We start from the raw sequence: 20,100 nt of genomic DNA on the forward strand, positions 1-20,100 counted from the left end.
GGTCATGCCCCGGCGACGCCTGCCCCAGCTCTTCGTGATCGCCTTGGCGGCGACCGTGCTGGCAGGCTGCAACCCCACGGCCCCGACCGCAGGCCCCGCGCCCGCCACCGCTACAGGGTCGGTCACCGCCACCCGTGCACCCGCGGCAGTCACGACGGCGCCGGGGACCGGCGACTCACCGTCGGCCACCTCAGCCCTCTCGGCCACCGCCGTGGGGCACTCCCTGCCCGTGTACGCAAAGCCGGACGGCCCGGTGACCCACACCCTGTCGAACCCCCAAGCCAACGGGGCGCCCCGGACGCTGCTGGTCATGAAGCGCGAGGGAGCCTGGCTGCAGGTGTCCCTGCCCGTCAGGCCGAACGGCACCACCGGCTGGGTGCGGAGCACCGACGTGTCGACCGCGCGGGTCCTGTACCGCATCGCTGTCTCCACCACCGCTCACCGGCTGCGGCTCTACAAGTCCGGGCGACTGGTCGCCACCTTCCGCGCGGCGACCGGCACCGGGGGCACCCCCACCCCGCTGGGCACGTTCTTCCTGGCCGAGCTCCTGGCCCCGACCAACGCCGGCTACGGCCCGTACGCCTACGGCCTGTCCGCCTTCTCGGACGTCCTCACAAGCTTTGGCGGTGGTCCGGGCCAGATCGGACTCCACGGCACCAGTGACACCTCCAGCATCGGCCGCTCCAGCAGCCACGGCTGCATCCGGCTCAGCAACAAGGACATCACCACCCTCGCCAAGCTCCTGCCCCTGGGCACCCCCGTCACCATCGCCTGAGCAGGCTCAGCACCCGCTGCACCGGCTCCACCCGCATTCGCCCTCCCCGAGGCGTCTGAGGGAGAGTGGGACCCATGCCGAACCGTCTGGCCGACTCGACCTCCCCCTACCTGTTGCAGCACCAGGACAACCCCGTCGACTGGCAGGAATGGGGTCCGCAGGCGTTCGCCGAGGCGCGCGAGCGAGACGTCCCCGTCCTCCTCTCGGTGGGGTATGCCGCGTGCCACTGGTGCCACGTCATGGCTCACGAGTCGTTCGAGGACCAGGACGTGGCGGGGGTGCTCAACGCGAACTTCGTCGCAGTGAAGGTGGATCGCGAGGAACGACCCGACATCGACGCGGTGTACATGGCGGCCACCACGGCCCTGACGGGACACGGCGGCTGGCCCATGACGTGTGTCCTCACGCCGGACGGCGACCCCTTCTTTGCCGGCACCTACTTCCCCAAGGGTCAGTTCCTCCAGCTCCTCGCGGGGGTCACCGACGCCTGGACCACCCAGCGCGACCGCGTCCTCGAGAGCGGCGCCCACATCGCTTCGCGGCTCCGCGAGCTGTCGGCCCCGGTCACTGGACAGGTGCTGGACGAGGGCGCACTCGAAGCGGCTGCGGTGCAGCTGCGTGGCCAGTTCGACCACGGCGCAGCGGGATTCGGCGGTGCGCCGAAGTTCCCGCCGTCGATGGTGCTCGAGTTCCTGCTGCGCCACCACGCCCGAACCGGGTCCGAGGACGCCCTCGCGATGGCGGCGAGCACCTGCGAGGCGATGGCACGCGGCGGCATCTACGACCAGGTCGCCGGCGGGTTCGCGCGCTACTCCGTCGACGCGCGCTGGGTGGTTCCCCACTTCGAGAAGATGCTCTACGACAACGCCCAGCTGCTCCGGGTCTACACCCACCTGCACCGGATCACCGAGGACCCGTTGGCTCGCCGGGTGGCGCTCGAGACGGCTGAGTTCCTGATGCGCGACCTGCGCACCGAAGAGGGCGGTTTCGCCTCGGCGCTGGACGCGGACACCGAGGGCGTCGAGGGCCTGACCTACGCGTGGACACCCGCGCAGCTGGCCGAGGTCCTCGGTGACGACGACGCCGCTCGGGCGGCCACCCTGCTCACCGTGACCACCGGCGGCACGTTCGAGCATGGGTCGTCCACCCTCCAGCTGCCGGCGGACCCTGACGACGGGGCCTGGTGGGCCAATGCGCGACGCCGGCTGTTCGAGGCACGCCAGGCACGCCCGCAGCCCGGCCGCGACGACAAGGTCGTCACCTCGTGGAACGGTCTGGCCATCGCCGGGCTCGCCGACGCGGGTGCCGTCCTCGGCAGGCCCGACCTCGTCGAGGCCGCCGCGGCGTGCGCCGAGTTCGTCGTCGGGACCCACGTCGTCGACGGCCGCCTGCGCCGGACGTCGAGGGCTGGCACGGTCGGAACCGCCGCCGGTGTGGCCGACGACTACGGCAACCTGGCGGAGGGGCTGCTCGCGCTGCACCAGGCCACCGGCGACGCGAGATGGCTTGCGACCGCACGCGACCTGCTCACGACCGCGGTCGAGCGCTTCGGCGCCGACGACGGCGGGTTCCACGACACCAGCGACGACGCCGAGACGCTGTTCACCCGCCCCCGCAGCGCCGCCGACAATGCCGAACCCTCAGGGCAGTCGGCGCTGGCCGGCGCCCTCCTCACCTGCTCGGCCCTGACCGGGGACACAGCGATGAGAGACCGGGCAGAGGCAGGGCTCTCAGCAGCAGGGCAGCTGGCCGTGCGCGACCCGCGCTTCGCAGGCTGGACGCTGTCGGTGGCCGAGGCGTCGGTCACCGGCCCCTTGCAGGTTGCCGTCGTCGGCACGGGCGCCGATGCCGACGCCCTGGCCGGAGTCGCGCGCCGCTCGGCCTCACCCGGACTGGTCGTGGTGCAGGGCGAGCCCGATGCCCCGGGGCACCCGCTCCTCGCCCAGCGGCCTCTCGTCGGTGGCGGCGCCGCGGCATACGTGTGCCGTGGTTTCGTGTGCGACGCCCCGGTGACGGACGTCGCGGCGCTCACTGCGGCGCTGGCTCGCTGACGAGCTCGGTCAGCCGGGCCGCATCCCAGTCGGGCTGCATGCCCGGGCGCCCGAGCAGGTAGTCCGTGAGCTCGTCGTCCGACAGGTCGTGCGCCTCGCGGAGGCCTGCGGTGAGCGTTCGCAGGTAGGCGGGTGTCGGTGAGTTGGGTTGCAGCGCAGTGGGATCCGGCGTCGTGAAGGTGAGGACCGGGGTCCCCTCGAGCTCGCCGACGAGGTGGAGGGCTTCGTAACGACCCGGCCCCACCTCGTGCCGTGTGTGCTCGAGCACGTGCGAGAGATCGAGGTCTGCGCCCGGCGCCCGATGCATCTCCTGGGCAGCGACGTCGGCGAACTGCTGCTCGGTCACGAGGTAGGCGCGCGCCAGCGTCGTGCCCGCCGTGTCGGCGTCGTAGAAGGCGATCCCGCCACCCCACGTCGGCGACTCCCACCCGAAGACCAGCTCGCCCGGCAACGTCAGCGCACGGTCGTCCTGGGGAGGACTCTGGTCGCGGGCGCCCGGGTAGGTGCGGCTCGCGCCCTCAGGCCGACCGCCGCCCAGGTAGCACTGGAAGCGGTCGCGGGAGAGGTTGCTGCCGTAGCTCGCGTACCAGACCTGCACACCTCCACCATGCCACGCCGAGGCCGGTGCCACCCCCACCACACGTTCAGAGCAACAGCGACCGGTATGCCGGGTCGGCACCTTCCAGCGCACGTTCCCCCGTCAACGGGTCCACGAAGAGGGCCGTTGCCCAGACGTCCGCCCACAGGAGGCTGGGTCCCCAGACCGTCGCCGAACCCGGACGGCCGATGGCCGCGCCGCTCCGCGGGTCGACGACGTGCGCTCCCCTGGCGGCTGCGCCGGACGTCGCCAAGCCGCCACTGCGCAGGGGGATCGTCGCCGCGACGGCAGAGGGCTCGCGCGGGTCCTCGACACCGACGCGCCAGGTGCTCGATGGGGCCGCACGACCGGCGCCGGCGAACAGGTCGCCGCCCGCGTTCAGGCACCACGAGATCCCGGGCACGTGCCGCAGGTGCATCGCCGCCCGCTCGACGGCCCACCCCTTGACCAGCCCTGTCGGGTCGTAGGAGGTCCCGCTGGTGGTAGCGGTCTCGTGGGAGGTGCTGTCGTGGGAGGAGCTGGCGTAGGAGGCGCTGAACAGCCCAGCCGTGCGCCGCTGCGCCTCGGCACAGAGCTGCTCGACCTCGGCCAGCCACGGATGCGCCTGGGCCGCGGGGAGCTCGCCTCGCCTCGCCCGCATCAGGTCGCTGTCCTCGCGCCAGGTGCTGAAGACCGAGTCGACCCTGCGCAGCACGGCAAAGGCCTGGTCGACGGCGGTGACGACCCCGGGGTCGTCCAGGGCACCCCGCACCTCTCCTCGGAGGTGGATCGAGACCGGCATCCCCATGACCTGCTCGACGAACGCCCTGCGCGGGGTCGCCATCACGGCAGTCACAGGTGGGCCTGGTCGATCGCGGACTGCAGCGACGACAGGTAGCCCTCGGAGGTCACGGTCGCGCCGGACACCATGTCGATGTCGGCACTCTGCTGCTGCACCGCCTCCTGGCTGAGGACCGGCAGCGCGGCGGAGTTGATCTGGACGTCCTCGTGGTTCCCGTTGGGGTACACGATCGCCTCGGACGCGGTGATCTTGCCGTCCTGCACGGTGATCCGGACCTGCACGGGCCCCCATCGCGTCTGCACCGTGTCTCCGTCGTAGGTCTTGGCGGCGGAGGTGCTGCCCGAGCTGGAGCTGCCCGAGTCGGTGGTCCCCGAGTCCGTCGTTCCGGAGCCCGTGGTCCCCGAGTCCGTCGTGCCGGCCCCGGCCGGCGCCTGGACCGAGGTCCCGGCGGCCAGCGTCGTCCCCGAGCCGGCGGTGGAGGTGTGGTAGCTGAACAGCAGCACCAACGTGGTCAGGGTGGACAGGGCCCACAGGGTGATTCTTCGCATGGGTCCTCCTAGTACTCGAACCGCTCGAGGTGGATGTTGGTGGCCGGGACCCCGCAGTCGAGCGCCGCCCGGCGGGCGGCGTCCATCCAGGCAGGCGCCCCACACAGGAAGACGTCACGTTCGGCGACGTCCGGCACGAGCTGGGCCAGGGCGGCGGCGTCGGTCAGGTGCGCGGCCGCCGCAGGCAGCCAGGTGTCACGCCCGGGCACACGGTGTCCCTCGACGGTGACGTAGCGGGCGCCGCGGTCGGTCGCGATCCGGAACAGCTCTTCGCCGAGCACGAACTGCTCTCGCGTGCTGGCCCGGTGGATGACCACGACGTCGCCAGGGTCCTGGTCGAGTCCCTCGAGCAGGGCCCGGATGGGGGTGATGCCGATTCCCGCGCCCATGAGGAGCACCTTGCGGCGAGTGCGGACCCCGGGGTGGAGTCGGCCGTACGGCCCCTCGACGAGCACCCGCGTGCCCGGCCGCAGGGTGGCCAGCCGCTCGGTGCCGTCCCCCACGTGGGCAGCGGTGACGCGTAGGTGTCGCCCGTCCGGAGCCGCCGACAGGGAGTAGGGGTTGGCCCGGGTCCAGCCGGGCCCGTCGACGAAGCGCCACTGGAAGAACTGCCCTGCCGCGGGTCGCATCCGCGCCACGCCGGGCCCACCGACGACGACCGTGGTCACCCCCGGCGCCTCGGCGTGCACGGCGACGACGCGCAGCGGCGCCCGCAGTGAGCGGAACAGGGGCAGCCCCACCCGGAAGACGAGCACGGTCGCGGCCCACACGGCATACAGGCCCCACCAGAAGACGGTCGACGCCGTCGAGGCCAGGAACTCCTGACCGGTCCACAGCTGGTGCGGCAGCGCCAGCCCGGCGCCGAGGTAGCCGTAGAGGTGGATGAGGTGCCAGGACTCGTACCGCAGCCGCCGTCGTGCCCTGCGCACCGAGGTGACGACGACCAGGCAGAGGGCGACCGTGCCGGCCACCGCCAGCAGCATCCCGGGGTAGTTGCGGACGAAGTCGACGATGGTCCCCCACAACCCCAGGGGTGAGGCGGCGGCATACCCGAGCGTGATGAGGACGACGTGCGCCCACAGGAGGTTGAAGGACGTGAACCCGACGAGCCGGTGGGTGCGGGCGAGCTCGTCCTGGCCCCAGGCCTGTTCGAACCACGGCACCCGGGCCATCAGGAACACCTGGACCAGCAACAGGGCCGAGGCGACCAGCCCGGTGAGGCGCCCGAGGCTGGTGAGCGCGCCCGAGAGCGACCCGAGGTCCTGGACGCCACCGTGCTGGACCCACAGCGCGGTCACCCAGAGCTGCACCAGCCAGAAGGCGCTGACGGACGCATCGCGCCACCAGCGCGGCACGACCCGCACGGCGGGACGGCGGGCGTGGGCTCGACCGGCGTCAGGTCGACCGGCCTCAGCTCGGTATGCCGCGTGCGCGGGGTCGTGGGCGGAGGTCACCGCAGAGCGCGGCAGGTCGGTGGTGGTCACATCCAGCACTGTGGGTCGCGAGTCTGGGTGTTTGCTGTGCACCAGCCATGACCGGTGCGTGAGTCCCAGGGACCCCACCGCGCATCTCAGGGTGCCGCAGGGCCTCGGACGATCCGGCCGTCGACCAGCACCAGGTCCGCGAAGTCCCGGCCTCCGGCGACGAGCCGGGCATTGGCCTCGTCGGACCGGTCGACCCAGGCCGTCGCGTCCTCGAGGGCCCTGCCGGCCTCGACGTGGCGGTCGATGAGGCGCTGGCGGCGCCGGTCGTCCGCCAGGGCGCAGAACCACGCCTCGTCGAGCAGCGCCCGCACCGGGCGCCACGCCGGGTCGTCGAGCAACAGGTAGTTGCCCTCGGAGACAACGAGGTCCGCGGCGGGGCCGACCTCGATGGCCTCGGCCTCGGGCTCCCCCACTGCGTGGTCGAAGGCGGGGGCCCGGACCACCACGCGCGGTGAGCCGCGAACGGCGGCGAGCAGCGCGGCATACGCCTGGACGTCGAAGGTGTCCGGCGCCCCCTTGCGGTTCAAGCGGCCCAGCCGTCCCAGCTCGGCACCGGGCAGGTGGAACCCGTCCATCGGCACGTGGGCGACGCGGCCGGCCAGTCGCGGGTCGGCTGCCACGGCGTGCAGCAGCGCCGCGACCAGGGTCGTCTTGCCTGCACCCGGTGGCCCCGCGATGCCCAGGACCCGTCGGCGTCCGCCGGCAGCCTCGGACACGAGGCCGGCGCACCGGTCCAGCAGCTCACTCAGCGCGGGCAGCGACGGCGCGCCGGCCACCTCCGGACCACCGGGTTCGCGGGAGGCGTCCATCCCCGGTCAGCTCCACCAGCCGAGCACCGAGCCGCCGATCCTGACGATGAAGGCCACGAGCACCACCACGAAGACCACGCGGACGAACCGACTCCCCCGCGCCACGGCCGTCCGCGCTCCGACGTAGCCGCCCGCGATGTTCGCCACGGCCATCACCGCCCCGATCTTCCACATGACGTGGCCACCGGGGACGAACACGGTCAGCGCCCCGAGGTTGGTGGCGAAGTTCGCGATCTTGGCCTTCGCGCTGGCCTCCAGGAAGGCGTAGCCCATCAGCCCGACGAGCGCGAAGACGAGGAACGAGCCGGTACCCGGACCGAGGGCACCGTCGTAGACCCCGATGACGAAGCCCGTGATCATCGCGATGACGGTGTGCCGGTGACCCGCGAAGCGCAGGGCGGTCTCGGCGCCGAGGGAGGGCTTGGCGATGGTGTAGGCGCCGACGACCACCAGCATCACGAGGATGATCGGGTTGAACGCACTCTTGGGGATGTGCAGGCCGAGCAAGGCACCCCCGACCGCGCCGAGGTAGGCGACGGCCGCCATCGGCAGCGCGGTGCGCAGGTCGGGACGGACCCTGCGCCAGTAGGTGATCGAGCTGGTCGTCGTGCCGAAGATCGAGGCGATCTTGTTGGTGGCGAGCAGCTGCGCGGGGGACGCCCCGGTGAAGCCGAGCAGCAGGGCGGGCAGCTGCACGAGGCCGCCACCGCCGACGACCGCGTCGATCCAGCCCGCACCGAACCCCGCCAGGGCCATGAGGAGGACCGTGGTCAGGTCGACGTCCGGCACCTACTGCCCCAGCCAGCCGTCGACGATCGAGAGGATGTCGAGCAGCTCGTGGGCCTGGGCGTCGGGGGTCACGTCGACCGCTACCTGCTGGTTGACCGGGATGTCGCTGTGCGGGATCCAGATCGCGCGCATGCCGACCTGCTGCGGCCCGTGGACGTCCTCGAAGAGGCGGTCGCCCACGTAGACGGCGGCCTGCGGCGGGACGTCGACGGCCTCGCACGCCGCGAGGAACGCCTCGGGGTGCGGCTTCACGACGTGGATCTCCGAGGAGTACACGTCGCCGTCGAGCAGGTCGAGGACACCGTCACGCTGGAAGACCTCGCGGTGGTAGGCGCGGCTCCAGATGGTGTTGGACAGCACACCAACCTTGAGGCCGCGGTCGTGCAACCCCTCCCAGAGCGGGCGCACCTGCGGGTCGGTGTGCGTGTGCGGCTCCCAGAACCTCCGGTATGCCGCGAGCGCCAGGAGGTGCCGGTCGTGGTCCGCGTCGACCCCGGCCTCCGCGAGGATCTCCTCGATGGAGGCGCTCTCATGGGTCTGGCGGCCGCGGGACCAGGCCTTCTCCTCGGCCTCGTGGATGCGGATGGCCAGCGAGTCGGCCTCGGCGAGCTCCTCGACGGGCATGCCCGGGTCATCGACCGGCAGTCCGTGCACCTCGCGGGCGAAGACGCGCCACTGCTGGGGCAGGTCGACGTCGTGCCAGGGCGTGAGCGTCCCGCCCCAGTCGAAGATCAGCGCTTCGATCGGCGCCGAGCCGCCCATCAGGACTCGGTGCCGCGGACCTCGCGGTCGCCGCGGACCTCGCGGACGACCTCGGCCACGACGTCCTGCACCGGAACCTCCCGACGCTCGCCGGTGGCGCGGTCCTTGATCTCGACGATGCCGTTCTCGAGCGACTTCCCGATCACGACGATGGTCGGGACGCCGATCAGCTCGGAGTCCTTGAACTTCACGCCGGGACTGACCTTGTGGCGGTCGTCGTAGAGCACCGACAGGCCCTGGGCCTCGAGGGCGCGCGTGATCTCCTCGGACGTCGCGAAGACCTCGGGGTCGCGGGTCGCGTCCTTGCCGGTGGCGACGACGTGCACGTCGACGGGGCTGATCTCCCGGGGCCAGCGCAGGCCGAGCTCGTCGTGGTTGCCCTCGGCGACGCAGGCCACGGCACGCGAGACGCCCACGCCGTAGGAACCCATGACCACGGTCTGCAGCTTGCCGTTCTGGTCCAGCACCTTGAGGTCGAGCGCCTCGGCGTACTTGGTGCCGAGCTGGAAGATGTGTCCCATCTCGATGCCGCGGGCCGACTCCAGTCCGTGGCCACAGCTCGGGCACGCGTCGCCGGGGCGCACGTCAGCGGCCTCGATGGTGCCGTCAGCGGTGAAGTCGCGGCCGGCCACCAGGTCGATCACGTGCTTGCCGGCCTCGTTCGCACCGGTGACCCAGCGGGTGCCCTCGGAGACCCGCGGGTCGAGCAGGTAGCGGATCTTCGAGGCAGACTCCGAGCCGAGCGCGCCGGGCCCGATGTAGCCCTTGACGAGCGCCGGGTTGGCGGCGAAGTCCTTCTCCTCAAAGGCCTCCACCTCGGCCGGGTCGACCTGGGCGCCGAGCCGCTTCTCGTCGATCTCGCGGTCGCCGGGCACGCCGATGGCCAGCGGCTCACGCGTGCCGTCGGGGTGGACCACCGTCACGATGACGTTCTTGAGGGTGTCCCCCGCCGCCCACGGACGGTCCTCGCGCGGGAAGTGCGCGTTGAGGTGGGCGACGAGCGTGTCGATGGTGGGGGTGTCCGGGGTGGACTCCGCGTGCGCAGCCGGCACGTCGGCATACGAGATGGCGTCGGGGACGGGGACGCGCACGGCCTCGACGTTCGCGGCATACCCACAGTTCGGGCAGCGGACGTAGGTGTCCTCGCCGTTCTCGGCGGTGGCGAGGAACTCCTCGCTCTTGCTCCCACCCATGGCACCGGCCATCGCCTGGACGATGACGTAGTGGAAGCCGAGCCGGTCGAAGATGCGGATGTAGGCGTCGCGGTGCAGCTGGTAGGCCTTGTCGAGGCCGGCCGCGTCGAGGTCGAAGGAGTAGGAGTCCTTCATGACGAACTCGCGGCCACGGAGCACGCCGGCCCGCGGACGCGCCTCGTCGCGGTACTTCGTCTGGATCTGGTAGATCGCCAGCGGAAGGTCCTTGTAGGACGAGTACAGGTCCTTGACCGCGAGCGTGAACATCTCCTCGTGGGTCGGCCCGAGCAGGTAGTCGCCGCCCTTGCGGTCCTGCAGGCGGAAGATGTTGGGGCCGTACTCGGTCCAGCGACCGCTCGCCTCGAAGGGTTCCTTGGGCAGCAGCGCAGGGAAGAGCAGCTCCTGGGCGCCGATCTCGTCCATCTCCTCGCGGACGATGGTCTCGACCTTGCGCAGCACGCGCAGGCCCAGCGGCAGCCAGGTGTAGATGCCGGGGCTGACCCGTCGGATGTAGCCCGCCCGGACGAGCAACCGGTGGCTCGGCACCTCGGCATCGGCCGGATCCTCGCGAAGGGTTCGCAGGAACAGGGTCGACATGCGCAGGGCCACGTGGCACTCCTCGGTTGGCGGACAACCCCCAGAGGATATCCGTCGGTGCTCCGCGTGCTCACCACGGTTTCCTTCGTCGCCTTCGTCGTGTTGACGGGCGCCGCAACCAGCAGCGATCAGATCTCTGGGGGACGGGGTGCGACCTGCAGGTATTGGTCCCCGCCGGCTTGTGAGTTTGTCCGTTTTGCGGAAGCCTGTCGGTCGGGTCGGGGGTTCCCAAGCGGGGGGGTGATGGCTGCGTGTGGCCGTTTACACGAAAGCGATCGATGGATCGTCGAGAGCAAGAGGCTCTGAGGATTTCCAAGGCGAAGGCGGCGCGGGATCGCGCCGAGAACAACGCCAAGCAGCCGGCAGACCAGACCACGACCTAGGGCGACGACCGCCCGTGCGCGTCAGCGCCCAGCGGCCCTGAGGGCGGTGCGGATCAGCGGGAGCTGCAGCGGCAGCCGTGCCACGGTGCCCGCGAAGGCGGCCTGCGCTGCCGGAGTGCCCTTGCGCTGCGCGCGCTTGCCGTAGTTGGCGCTCATCTGGACGTTGCCCGGCAGGATGGCGAGGAGCAGGGCGGCACTCGCCCACCCGGCATACCGGCGGGTGCGCGGGTGGAGCAGCCCGGCAGCGCACACGAGCTCGGCGACGCCCGAGAGGTAGATCAGCTCGCGTCGGCGCGGCAACGAGTTCGGCACCAGCGGCTCGAACACCTCGGGCTTGACGAGGTGGGTCGTCCCCGAGGTGATGAACAGGCCGGCGAGGCCGACGATGTCCTTGGTCAAGGGCGCGACGGAGCGGGGCATGCCGCCATCCTGTCAGGCAGAGCTTGCGGCCAACGGCGAGCTGCTGCGATCCATGCGCACACCCACGCCCTTCGCCGTCTAGAACGGAGGCGGGTCCTCGGAGGACGAGCCTCGGATGAGGCGCGAGGTGGAGCCACGGCCGAGGAACAGGAGTCTGTCCACGTCGAGCCGGTCGCACACCCGGATGATCTCCACCCTCGAGCGCCCTCTCGTCGAGAACCACTCGAGGCGGCCGAAGTCGACCCGCCGCCCGGTCCGCAGCGCGCGGCGGTTGCGGGTGGTGAGATTGCCGGGACGGCAGGCCAGTTCGACGAGGTGGTGCTCGGTCAGGTGCTGCACTCCCTCCTCCAGCAGCGAAGTCAGCCCGGCGATCCCGTCCATTTCCACGGCTATCTCGACGCCCACCTCGACGCCCACCTCGACGTCCGCCTCGACGTCCACCTCAGCGTCCACGACCACCGCCGGGTGGGCGTCACCACTCATGGTGGTGATCGCTGAGGCGGCCTCAGATCCACACTGAAGCTGGTCGAAGGGCACGGTGGTGCTCTGGTGGCCTGTGGGATCGGTCCAGACCAGGGCGCCGTCCGCGTCGAGGCGCGATCGCCACCGTGGCCGTTGCTTGATGCGGTGATGGCGTCGACACAGGCACACCAGGTTGGTCGGATCGGTCGCGCCCACGGGCCACGGGACCACGTGGTCGACGTCGCAGAACCTCGCACTGATCGCACATCCGGGAAAGCGGCACTGACCGTCCCTCGCCTTGACGAAGTCGATCATCCACTGGGGAGGTCGATAGCGACCTGAGTCGCGACTGCCTGCACGGGACCCGTCCCCTGGAGCTGGGAGGCTCCGAAACCTTCGGGCTGGGCGCTCCGCGCTCATCGGCAGGGACGCGAGCGCGCCCGACGTGTCGTCACACGCCACCACGTCGAACGATGCGGTGGACTTCGGAGCTGCCGGCCCGCCCGCGTCGCCGGGCGCCGTGGGCTCTGGAGCTGACGGCCCGCCCGCGTCGCCAGCCGGCACAGGCTCCGTCGCGCCACCGCGCGGTCCTTGTCGGCGCTGCGCCACCGACGCAACCCAGGAGGCGCGCACATGGGTGACACCCGGCATACCGAATCCCGTCACCGGCACCAGTTCGGCAGCGCGTCGGCCGCCGTCCCCGTCGCTCCTTGCGCCCTCGTCACGAGCCGCCTCTGCGGCGGCGGCCTCGCGGGCGACCGCGCTGGCCGGGACCGTCAGGTGCACCGTGACCTCACCGGTGGCCCGAGCGTGAATGAGATCCATCAGGGCGTCTGCCCGGGCCTGCTCGATGCCCGCGCACTTGCCGTCGAGGACATAGCTCCGGGCCAACCCGTCGACCACCGACCACGCGGTTCGCGACTCCTCGACGGGCACCTTCGCACTCCACTCGTCCACCCCGGGAGCGAAGGCGCTGCGACGCAGCGATCGCTCGGCCCGCGCGCGCTCGGCCTTGCGCCGCACGAGGTCTGCGTCCACCGACGCCAGGACGCGACGAGTCCGGCGGCGCAACGCACCGCCTGCTTCGGTGCCGAGCCGCTCGCCGATCCGGTCGGCCACCTCGGCGCAGACCTCCGGCGTGGCGTCGGCCAGCTCCTCCGAAACGATCCCGGCGCGGTAGGCGTCGAGCCGGCCAGCCGCCATGGCCTCGACCAGAGCGGGGTGGCGCGTCACGAGGTCCACCGCGGTCGCGACCCGGTCAGTCGCTCCTGACGTGGTGAGCCCCAACCGGTCCTGCACGAGAGCGGGAGCGTCCAGCCGCTGGTGGCCGAGGCCCCGGAACTCCTCCTCGATGGTGCCGTCCTCACACACGACGTCATCGGTCGCGGCCACGTGCGCCAGGGCAACCGTCTGCATCGCCGCCGCGACGTTGATCAGCTGCTGGCACGAACCCGCCAGCTCCACCCACTCCGCGCCCGACGCCTCGGCCCCGACGGCGCGCACTCGACCGAGCTCCGACTGGAGTCGAAGGTGGAGGTCGGCGAGTTCGAACATATGTCCACTCTAGCCCACGCAACACTCCCTTTCAACCTGTACGAGCGATGAATTCGATTGCCAGACAACAGAATTGGCGCAGTGACCCCACCACTTCACTGTCAGTGCCGCCTGCTATGAAGGCCGGGCTTCAGTCGCTGCGGTGCTCGCGCCGATAGGACAGCCGAGCCCTGAGGGCGAGCGCAAAGGTCGCGCCACCGACGACCAGCAGGACGAGGCCGACCCACAGCCACGTGCGCCCGGCTGTCTCCCGGCCAGGCACGGCGACGAGGAAGGCACCGAAGAGGGCGAGCGACCCGGTCATCCAGAGCAGCGCGTTTCCGGCAGCGGGTGTGTCCGGGCGCGGCTCCGACCGCAGCGAGGGGTCCATCAGGAGGGGTCCATCAGCAGCGAACGCCGCTCATCAGAGCAGGACGGTCGAGAAGTTACCGACGTCCTCGAAGCCGACCCGCGCATACGTGGCCCGGGCACTCTCGTTGAAGTCGTTGACGTACAACGTGACCCAGCGCGCGCGGGTCTCCATCACCTGCTCGACCACGGACGCCATGAGGGGCACGGAGAGTCCGCGCCCCCGCAGGTGCGGTGCCAGCCACACCCCCTGGAGCTGCGCGCAGCCGAGCGCAACGGAGCCCACGTCGGCCTTGAAGATCACCGCGCCGTCCTCGACCGCGATGAAGGTGTGGCCACGGTCGATGAGGGCCAGGAGTGCCGACCGGTATGCCGCGCCCGAGCCGGTGTAGGGCGGGTAGCCGATCTCGCCCTCGAACATGTGCGCCGCCGCAGGCATCACGAGGTCCACCTCGTGCTCCCGGGCCGGACGCACCCTCGGGTCGAGCTCGATCCCGAGGGCTGAGGGCCGGTCCATGCTGCTCATCAACGGCTGGTTCGCCCGCACGGCGCGTGCCGGTCCCCATGCGGGTGCGAGGTGCCGCCAGAGCTCGGCCACCTGGTCGGCCGGCCCGAGGATCGAGGCACAGTGGCGGCGCCAGCGGCGGACCCGGTCGGCGAAGAAGCTCAGCGTCTGCTCGTCGGCCTCCACCGGGACGAGGTTGGCGCTGGACCAGCACAGCGCCTCGAGGCTGCCGCCGACCTTGTGCCCGAGAACGGTTCCGGGCTGGCTGCTGAGCACTCCCTCGAGGAGGCGGGCGGCCACGAACACGTTCGCCGGCAGGTTCCGCGCGCACACCTCCAACGCGGCGTCGCGGTCCGAGGGCGACAGCGCGTGGACCGGGTTTCGAGTGCGCAGCACGGATCCAGCCTAGGGCTCGCCGGGTCAGCGCGCCGCAGAACGCCGCCCTCCCGTCGTCCTGCGGTCCACAGCTGTGGCCGAGGGGGCGACGCAGTCGGGCTCCCTGGTGGACGACGCAGCTGCGTCTGCCACGGGATCGTCGAGTTTGCCGCAGCTTGCTGCGGATCCACGAGCCACCGCTCGTGCGGCAGCGACAAGCAAGAGCGACACGAACGCCGACACCAGGCGGGAATCCAACACCAGCACCAACACCAGCACCGGACCAGATCACCAAGGAGACCATCATGTCCACGAACGACCGGGCCCTCTGGGGCCCACGTCCCGCAAGCCGTCGCCGTGCATGGAAACGTGCGACGGGGGCTGCCGCAGCCGGCGCCCTCTGTGCGACCGCCCTCGCCTCATCGCCGAGCGGCGCCACTGCCGGCGTCGGGGGCGCCACCGTCGATCCCGACCCCGCGACGACGGCCGCCCAGGCCCGGCTGGTCGGGCGCTCCTCCCTCCCGGCCGAGACCTATCGACCGGGCACTGCGCCGTCGGGGTACTTCCAGACCGGGACGACGGCGGTTGCGCGTCCCTACCCTGCCCAACCAGTGCAGGGCTTCTCGGCGATGCACCGCAACGCCGACGGCAGCTACCTCGTCATGACCGACAACGGCTACGGCCAGAAGGGCAACAGCCAGGACTTCGAGCTGGTCGTCAACCGAATCCGGCCCGATACCACCACAGGGACGACGACCTACCTCGGTCTGCAGTTCCTGCTCAGCGACCCCGACCACCATGTCGACTGGACGATCTGGCGCGACGGCGGCTGCGCGGCGGCGGCGACCCTGCCGGCGGGCTACGCCTGCCCCCCGCCGGACCGAGTGCTGACCGGCTGGGACTTCGACCCCGAGTCCATGCAGGTCGCGCCCGACGGCACCTTCTGGTTCGGCGACGAGTTCGGACCGTTCCTGCTCCACGCGGACGAGCACGGTCGGCTCCTGGAAGCGCCCATTCCGGCCCCGGGGGTGAAGGCGCCCCAGAACCCGACACTCGCAGTCGGTGAGCAGCCCAACCTCGCGTCGTCGCGCGGGTTCGAGGGCACGCCGATCTCACCGAACGGCCAGCGGCTCTACCCGATGCTCGAGGGTTCCCTCGCCGAGGACAAGGCTGCCGGTCTGGCCTCCGACCTGCGGATCTTCGAGGTCAAGGTCAACCAGGACCTCGGGGCGCAGTTCACCGGCACCTACTGGCGTTATCGCCTCGAGAGCCCCGGGGACTCGATCGGTGACGCGATCGCGCTGAACGACCACGAGCTCCTCGTCGTCGAACGCGATGCGGGAGCGGGACCGACCGCGCGCTTCAAGGCGGTCTTCACCGTGGACCTCAAGGACCGGGACCACGACGGGTATGCCGACAAGCAGCTCCTCGTGAACCTCCTGGCCGTTCCGGACCCGGCCAACGTCGGCAAGCTGGGTGCGTTCTTCCCGTTCGCCTTCGAGACCATCGAGGACCTCGCCCTGGTCGACGACCACACCATCGCCGCGATGAACGACAACAACTTCCCCAACACCGGTGGCCGATCGGCAGTCGTCCCCGACCCGAACGAGTACATCGAGGTCACCCTGGACCAGCCGCTGGGCATCGACCCGCGGTTGCTCCCGCAGGGGTGAGCTGAGGGGGAAGTCGCTGGCCCGGTCGACGGCTGAGCCGGGGAACAGGTCACTCTCGGGTCCGCTGGTGGGGGCGGGCCCGAGAGCCTGGTCAGCCGACCGTGACCGACGGAGCCCCGGCGCTTTCCTCGTCGATGGGCTCACCCATCTCGTCGGCGATGCGCATCGCCTCCTCGATGAGCGTCTCGACGATCTGGCTCTCGGGCACGGTTTTGATGACCTCGCCCTTGACGAAGATCTGGCCCTTGCCGTTGCCGGACGCGACGCCGAGGTCGGCCTCGCGAGCCTCGCCGGGACCGTTGACGACACAGCCCATGACCGCGACGCGCAGCGGGACCGTCATCCCCTCCAGTCCGGCAGTGACCTCGTCGGCAAGCTTGTAGACGTCGACCTGGGCCCGACCGCACGAGGGGCAGGAGACGATCTCGAGCTTGCGCGGCTTGAGGTTCAGGGACTGCAGGATCTGGTTGCCGACCTTGACCTCCTCGACCGGCGGGGCGGACAACGACACGCGGATGGTGTCGCCGATGCCCTTGGACAACAGCGCACCGAAGGCGGTGGCGGACTTGATGGTGCCCTGGAACGCCGGCCCCGCCTCGGTCACCCCGAGGTGCAGCGGCCAGTCGCCCCGCTCGGAGAGCATCTCGTAGGCCTTGACCATGACGACGGGGTCGTTGTGCTTGACCGAGATCTTGAAGTCGTGGAAGTCGTGCTCCTCGAAGAGGGAGGCCTCCCACACGGCCGACTCGACCAGGGCCTCCGCCGTTGCCTTGCCGTACTTCTCGAGAAGCCGGGGGTCGAGCGAGCCGGCGTTGACGCCGATCCGGATCGAGACACCGGCATCCTTGGCCGCCGCTGCGATCTGCTTGACCTGGTCGTCGAACTTGCGGATGTTGCCCGGGTTGACCCGCACCGCGGCGCAGCCGGCGTCGATCGCCGCGAAGACGTACTTGGGCTGGAAGTGGATGTCCGCGATGACCGGGATCTGGGACTTGCGGGCGATCGCGGGGAGCGCCTCGGCATCGTCCTGGCTCGGGCACGCGACGCGCACGATGTCGCAGCCCGAGGCGGTGAGCTCGGCGATCTGCTGCAGGGTGCTGTTGATGTCGGTGGTGGGCGTCGTGCACATCGACTGCACCGAGATGGGGGCGTCGCCGCCGACCTCGACCTTGCCGACCTTGATCTTGCGCGTCTTGCGGCGGGGCGCGAGCACGGGCGGGGGCAGGGCCGGCATACCTAGTCCAACAGTCATGCGTTGAGTATCTCCCAGAGAGAGGTGGAGGCCGACGCCGGCTGGAAGCCGGCTCCGCGCCGGCCGCATGGCCGACCCGAGGCCGGGGTCAGCCGAGCTTGACGGGCTTGACGAAGTCGGCGTAGATGAGCAGCGCGGACATCACGATGAGCACCGAGGACACCGCATAGGCGACGGGCAACGCCTTGGCGACGTCCACGTGCCCGGGGTCGGGGCGGTTCAGCAGGCGTGCCGCGTTGCGCTTGAGCCCCTCCCACAACGCTCCCGCGACGTGGCCGCCGTCCAGGGGCAGCAGCGGGATCAGGTTGAAGACGAACAGCGCGAGGTTGAGGCCGGCCATCAGGTTGACCAGGATCGCGATCTTGCCGCCGAGGCTGTCGTCGAGTCCCTTGATGGAGCCCGACGAGATCTCGCCGGCCATCCGGCCCACGCCGACCACGGACACCGGTCCGTTCGGGTCGCGTTCCTCGGAGCCGAACGCCGCCTGCGCGACGTCGGTCATCCGCTGCGGGATGTGCAGGAGCACCCCGGCGATGTGCGAGACCTGATCGCCGAGGATGCCAGGAACAACCGTGACGCTCTGGCGCTCGAGGGCCAGCACGGGAGCCGACGAGACCCCGAGGAAACCGGCCTCGAGGACCACGGGCTGACCGTCGGCGTCCACCAGCGGGGTGCCGTCCGGGCCGACCTGCTGCACGGTGTTGCGGATCGGGCTGACCCGCAGCGTCTCCCGGGCGCCGTCGCGCAGCACCACGATCTCGGTCTGCTCGCCGACCCTGGGCCGGATCTGCTTGCCGACATCGATGGTGCGCTTGATGGGTTGGCCCGCGATGGACAGGATGTGGTCGCCGGGCCGGATGCCGGCGATGAAGGCCGGGGTCTTGGGGTCGGAGGGGGCACAGGTCGTCTTGGCGGCCGCCTGGCTGGCGGGCACGACGCACTCGCTGACCGAGGCCACGACCGCCCCGTCCTTCTCCACCTGCATGCCGTAGATGGTCACCAGCCCGGTGAGCAGCACGACGGCGATGACCAGGTTCATCACCGGGCCGCCCATCATGACGACGACCTTCTTCGGCACCGACAGCTTGTAGAAGACGCGGTCCTCGTCGCCGGGCCTGATCTCCTCGAGGCTGAGCTGACGTGCCTCGTCGGCGAGCTGGGTGAACCGGCCGGTGCTCGACACGCGCAACGTCCCGGGCTTGTCTCCCGGCCGCGGCGGGAACATGCCGATCATCCGGATGTAGCCGCCGAGCGGGATGCCCTTGATGCCGTACTCGGTCTCGCCCCGCCTCGTCGACCACACGGTCGGTCCGAAGCCGACCATGTACTGGGTGACCTTGACCCCGAACTTCTTGGCGGGGACGAGGTGCCCGATCTCGTGCAGCCCGATCGACAGGCCCACCCCCAGGACCACGAAGAGCACGCCGAGCACGTACAGCAGGGCCGTCATCAGCGAAGCGCCCCCTCGGTGTCCGCCAGCGACTCCTCGGTCATCGATCCAGTCTGCAAACCCAGCACCTTCCGAGCCTCCTCGCGCGCCCACGCGTCCGCGCGCATCACGTCCTCAACGGTCAGTGTCCCTGATTCGATCCCGCGTGCACCGCCGGACCCGTGGATGTCCACGATCCTGGCCACCGTGTCGACGATCTCGACGAAGCCGATGCGACCGTCGTGGAAGGCATCGACGGCGACCTCGTTGGCTGCGTTGTAGACCGCTGGACTGGTGCCCCCGGCCTCGCCGACCTGTCGGGCAAGGCGCACGGCCGGGAAGGCCGCGTCGTCGAGCGGTTCGAACTCCCACGACTGCGCCTGGGTCCAGTCCACGGGGACGTCGACGTCGGCGAGCCGCGCCGGCCAGGACAGCCCGAGCGCGATCGGCACGAGCATCCGCGGCGGTCCGGCCTGGGCGATGGTCGAACCGTCCACGAACTCCACCATCGAGTGGATCAGCTGCTGCGGGTGGACGACGACGTCGATGCGGTCGAACGGGATGTCGAAGAGCAGGTGCGCCTCGATCACCTCGAGCCCCTTGTTGACCAGGGTCGCCGAGTTGGTCGTGATGACGCGCCCCATCGAGAAGTTCGGGTGCGCGAGCGCCTCAGCCGGGGTCACGGCTCGCAACGACTCGCGGCTGCGCCCACGGAACGGTCCCCCACTGGCGGTGACCACCAGCCGGCGCACCTCGTCGGCGCGCCCCCCGCGCAGGCACTGGGCGATGGCCGAGTGCTCGGAGTCGACGGGCACGATCTGGTCCGGCTTGGCGGCGGCCTTGACCAGTGGTCCGCCCACGATGAGCGACTCCTTGTTGGCCAGCGCGAGCGTGGAGCCCTCGGCCAGGGCCGCCAGCGTCGGACGCAGCCCGATGGCCCCCGTGATTCCGTTGAGGACGACGTCTGCGCCACACCCAGCGGCCGTCACCGCAGCGTCGTCCCCGACCACCACCTGGGGCCGGTATGCCGCGCGGCCGGCCCGCGCGGCATACGCACCAATGGCCTCGGCGACCTGCTCGTGGGTGCCGCGGGCCACCGCGACGAGGTCGACCTCGAACGTGACTGCCTGCTCGGCGACCAGCTCGACGTTGGACCCCGCGGAGAGGGCGACCACCCGGAAGCGGTCGGGGTTGCGCGCGATGACGTCCAGGGCCTGGGTGCCGATGGAGCCGGTCGAGCCGAGGACGGCGACGGTGCGCGGGGAAGTCACTGGTTCATTGTCGCGCATGTCGGCAGGCACGCGGTCCCATC

18 protein-coding genes are annotated in these 20,100 nt (G+C 70.9%); 3 read left to right on the forward strand and 15 right to left on the reverse strand.

The annotated features are described in order from the left end of the window. Positions 1 to 4: 4 nt before the first annotated feature. Both AC1DWP_RS15615 and AC1DWP_RS15620 read left to right on the forward strand, forming a co-directional pair. Positions 5 to 775, forward strand: a complete 771-nt coding sequence (locus tag AC1DWP_RS15615; protein ID WP_477615409.1) for a L,D-transpeptidase — start codon at positions 5 to 7, stop codon at positions 773 to 775. Between the two features lie 74 nt (positions 776 to 849). Beyond that, positions 850 to 2,826 (forward strand): thioredoxin domain-containing protein, encoded by a 1,977-nt coding sequence (locus AC1DWP_RS15620; protein WP_477615410.1) that lies wholly within the window; start codon positions 850 to 852, stop codon positions 2,824 to 2,826. Here the strand turns inward: AC1DWP_RS15620 and AC1DWP_RS15625 are convergent. From AC1DWP_RS15625 to AC1DWP_RS15680, 12 genes are all read right to left on the reverse strand, one after another. Further along, positions 2,804 to 3,424 carry a histone deacetylase gene (locus tag AC1DWP_RS15625; RefSeq protein ID WP_477615411.1) on the reverse strand — a complete coding sequence of 207 codons (621 nt, stop codon included), beginning with the start codon at positions 3,422 to 3,424 and terminating at the stop codon, positions 2,804 to 2,806. The genes AC1DWP_RS15620 and AC1DWP_RS15625 overlap by 23 nt on opposite strands. Before the next feature lie 46 nt (positions 3,425 to 3,470). Continuing rightward, positions 3,471 to 4,247, reverse strand: coding sequence for an FAD:protein FMN transferase (locus tag AC1DWP_RS15630; protein WP_477615412.1), 777 nt, complete (start codon positions 4,245 to 4,247; stop codon positions 3,471 to 3,473). Positions 4,248 to 4,255: 8 nt separating this feature from the next. After that, positions 4,256 to 4,753 (reverse strand): FMN-binding protein, encoded by a 498-nt coding sequence (locus tag AC1DWP_RS15635; RefSeq protein WP_477615413.1) that lies wholly within the window; start codon positions 4,751 to 4,753, stop codon positions 4,256 to 4,258. Positions 4,754 to 4,761: 8 nt separating this feature from the next. Then, positions 4,762 to 6,237: a ferredoxin reductase family protein gene (locus tag AC1DWP_RS15640; RefSeq protein ID WP_477615414.1), complete on the reverse strand. Its 1,476-nt coding sequence runs from the start codon at positions 6,235 to 6,237 to the stop codon at positions 4,762 to 4,764. Between the two features lie 86 nt (positions 6,238 to 6,323). Next, positions 6,324 to 7,046 carry a nucleoside/nucleotide kinase family protein gene (locus AC1DWP_RS15645; RefSeq protein ID WP_477615415.1) on the reverse strand — a complete coding sequence of 241 codons (723 nt, stop codon included), beginning with the start codon at positions 7,044 to 7,046 and terminating at the stop codon, positions 6,324 to 6,326. A gap of 6 nt (positions 7,047 to 7,052) precedes the next feature. Next, positions 7,053 to 7,835 (reverse strand): TSUP family transporter, encoded by a 783-nt coding sequence (locus AC1DWP_RS15650; RefSeq protein WP_477615416.1) that lies wholly within the window; start codon positions 7,833 to 7,835, stop codon positions 7,053 to 7,055. Continuing rightward, complete coding sequence (locus tag AC1DWP_RS15655; protein ID WP_477615417.1) at positions 7,836 to 8,597, reverse strand: HAD family hydrolase; 762 nt, start codon at positions 8,595 to 8,597, stop codon at positions 7,836 to 7,838. After that, complete coding sequence (locus AC1DWP_RS15660; protein ID WP_477615418.1) at positions 8,597 to 10,399, reverse strand: proline--tRNA ligase; 1,803 nt, start codon at positions 10,397 to 10,399, stop codon at positions 8,597 to 8,599. The genes AC1DWP_RS15655 and AC1DWP_RS15660 overlap by 1 nt, the downstream gene beginning before the upstream one ends. A gap of 392 nt (positions 10,400 to 10,791) precedes the next feature. Beyond that, positions 10,792 to 11,190 carry a DoxX family protein gene (locus AC1DWP_RS15665; protein WP_477615419.1) on the reverse strand — a complete coding sequence of 133 codons (399 nt, stop codon included), beginning with the start codon at positions 11,188 to 11,190 and terminating at the stop codon, positions 10,792 to 10,794. Positions 11,191 to 11,268: 78 nt separating this feature from the next. Further along, positions 11,269 to 13,206: an HNH endonuclease signature motif containing protein gene (locus AC1DWP_RS15670; RefSeq protein ID WP_477615420.1), complete on the reverse strand. Its 1,938-nt coding sequence runs from the start codon at positions 13,204 to 13,206 to the stop codon at positions 11,269 to 11,271. A gap of 130 nt (positions 13,207 to 13,336) precedes the next feature. Further along, a complete protein-coding gene (locus AC1DWP_RS15675) occupies positions 13,337 to 13,576 on the reverse strand; it encodes a hypothetical protein (RefSeq protein WP_477615421.1) in 240 nt (79 codons plus the stop codon). A gap of 33 nt (positions 13,577 to 13,609) precedes the next feature. After that, positions 13,610 to 14,455, reverse strand: a complete 846-nt coding sequence (locus AC1DWP_RS15680; RefSeq protein WP_477615422.1) for a GNAT family N-acetyltransferase — start codon at positions 14,453 to 14,455, stop codon at positions 13,610 to 13,612. A 284-nt stretch (positions 14,456 to 14,739) separates the two neighbouring features. Here AC1DWP_RS15680 and AC1DWP_RS15685 point away from each other — a divergent pair, with 284 nt between their 5' ends. After that, the gene (locus AC1DWP_RS15685) at positions 14,740 to 16,107 is read left to right on the forward strand and encodes an esterase-like activity of phytase family protein (protein ID WP_477615423.1); all 1,368 of its coding nucleotides are present in this window, start codon (positions 14,740 to 14,742) and stop codon (positions 16,105 to 16,107) included. 91 nt (positions 16,108 to 16,198) lie between these two features. On the opposite strand, the gene ispG is transcribed toward AC1DWP_RS15685, so the two are convergent. The 3 genes from ispG to dxr all read right to left on the reverse strand — a co-directional run bounded on the left by ispG (position 16,199) and on the right by dxr (position 20,077). Continuing rightward, positions 16,199 to 17,359 carry a flavodoxin-dependent (E)-4-hydroxy-3-methylbut-2-enyl-diphosphate synthase gene (ispG, locus tag AC1DWP_RS15690; protein ID WP_477615424.1) on the reverse strand — a complete coding sequence of 387 codons (1,161 nt, stop codon included), beginning with the start codon at positions 17,357 to 17,359 and terminating at the stop codon, positions 16,199 to 16,201. Between the two features lie 88 nt (positions 17,360 to 17,447). Further along, a complete protein-coding gene (locus AC1DWP_RS15695) occupies positions 17,448 to 18,809 on the reverse strand; it encodes a M50 family metallopeptidase (protein WP_477615425.1) in 1,362 nt (453 codons plus the stop codon). After that, complete coding sequence (gene dxr, locus AC1DWP_RS15700; RefSeq protein ID WP_477615426.1) at positions 18,809 to 20,077, reverse strand: 1-deoxy-D-xylulose-5-phosphate reductoisomerase; 1,269 nt, start codon at positions 20,075 to 20,077, stop codon at positions 18,809 to 18,811. Before dxr ends, AC1DWP_RS15695 begins: the two co-directional genes overlap by 1 nt. Positions 20,078 to 20,100 lie beyond the last annotated feature (23 nt).

It is taken from the genome of Pedococcus sp. P2_F6 (assembly GCF_056403675.1).

Coding starts and splice junctions, on each gene's coding strand:
- AC1DWP_RS15615 (WP_477615409.1), top strand. CDS start 5: ATGCCCCGGCGACGCCTGCCCCAGCTCTTCGTGATCGCCTTGGCGGCG.
- AC1DWP_RS15620 (WP_477615410.1), top strand. CDS start 850: ATGCCGAACCGTCTGGCCGACTCGACCTCCCCCTACCTGTTGCAGCAC.
- AC1DWP_RS15630 (WP_477615412.1), bottom strand. CDS start 4,247: ATGGCGACCCCGCGCAGGGCGTTCGTCGAGCAGGTCATGGGGATGCCG.
- AC1DWP_RS15635 (WP_477615413.1), bottom strand. CDS start 4,753: ATGCGAAGAATCACCCTGTGGGCCCTGTCCACCCTGACCACGTTGGTG.
- AC1DWP_RS15645 (WP_477615415.1), bottom strand. CDS start 7,046: ATGGACGCCTCCCGCGAACCCGGTGGTCCGGAGGTGGCCGGCGCGCCG.
- AC1DWP_RS15655 (WP_477615417.1), bottom strand. CDS start 8,597: ATGGGCGGCTCGGCGCCGATCGAAGCGCTGATCTTCGACTGGGGCGGG.
- AC1DWP_RS15665 (WP_477615419.1), bottom strand. CDS start 11,190: ATGCCCCGCTCCGTCGCGCCCTTGACCAAGGACATCGTCGGCCTCGCC.
- AC1DWP_RS15670 (WP_477615420.1), bottom strand. CDS start 13,206: ATGTTCGAACTCGCCGACCTCCACCTTCGACTCCAGTCGGAGCTCGGT.
- AC1DWP_RS15675 (WP_477615421.1), bottom strand. CDS start 13,576: ATGGACCCCTCGCTGCGGTCGGAGCCGCGCCCGGACACACCCGCTGCC.
- AC1DWP_RS15685 (WP_477615423.1), top strand. CDS start 14,740: ATGTCCACGAACGACCGGGCCCTCTGGGGCCCACGTCCCGCAAGCCGT.
- ispG (WP_477615424.1), bottom strand. CDS start 17,359: ATGACTGTTGGACTAGGTATGCCGGCCCTGCCCCCGCCCGTGCTCGCG.
- AC1DWP_RS15695 (WP_477615425.1), bottom strand. CDS start 18,809: ATGACGGCCCTGCTGTACGTGCTCGGCGTGCTCTTCGTGGTCCTGGGG.
- dxr (WP_477615426.1), bottom strand. CDS start 20,077: ATGCGCGACAATGAACCAGTGACTTCCCCGCGCACCGTCGCCGTCCTC.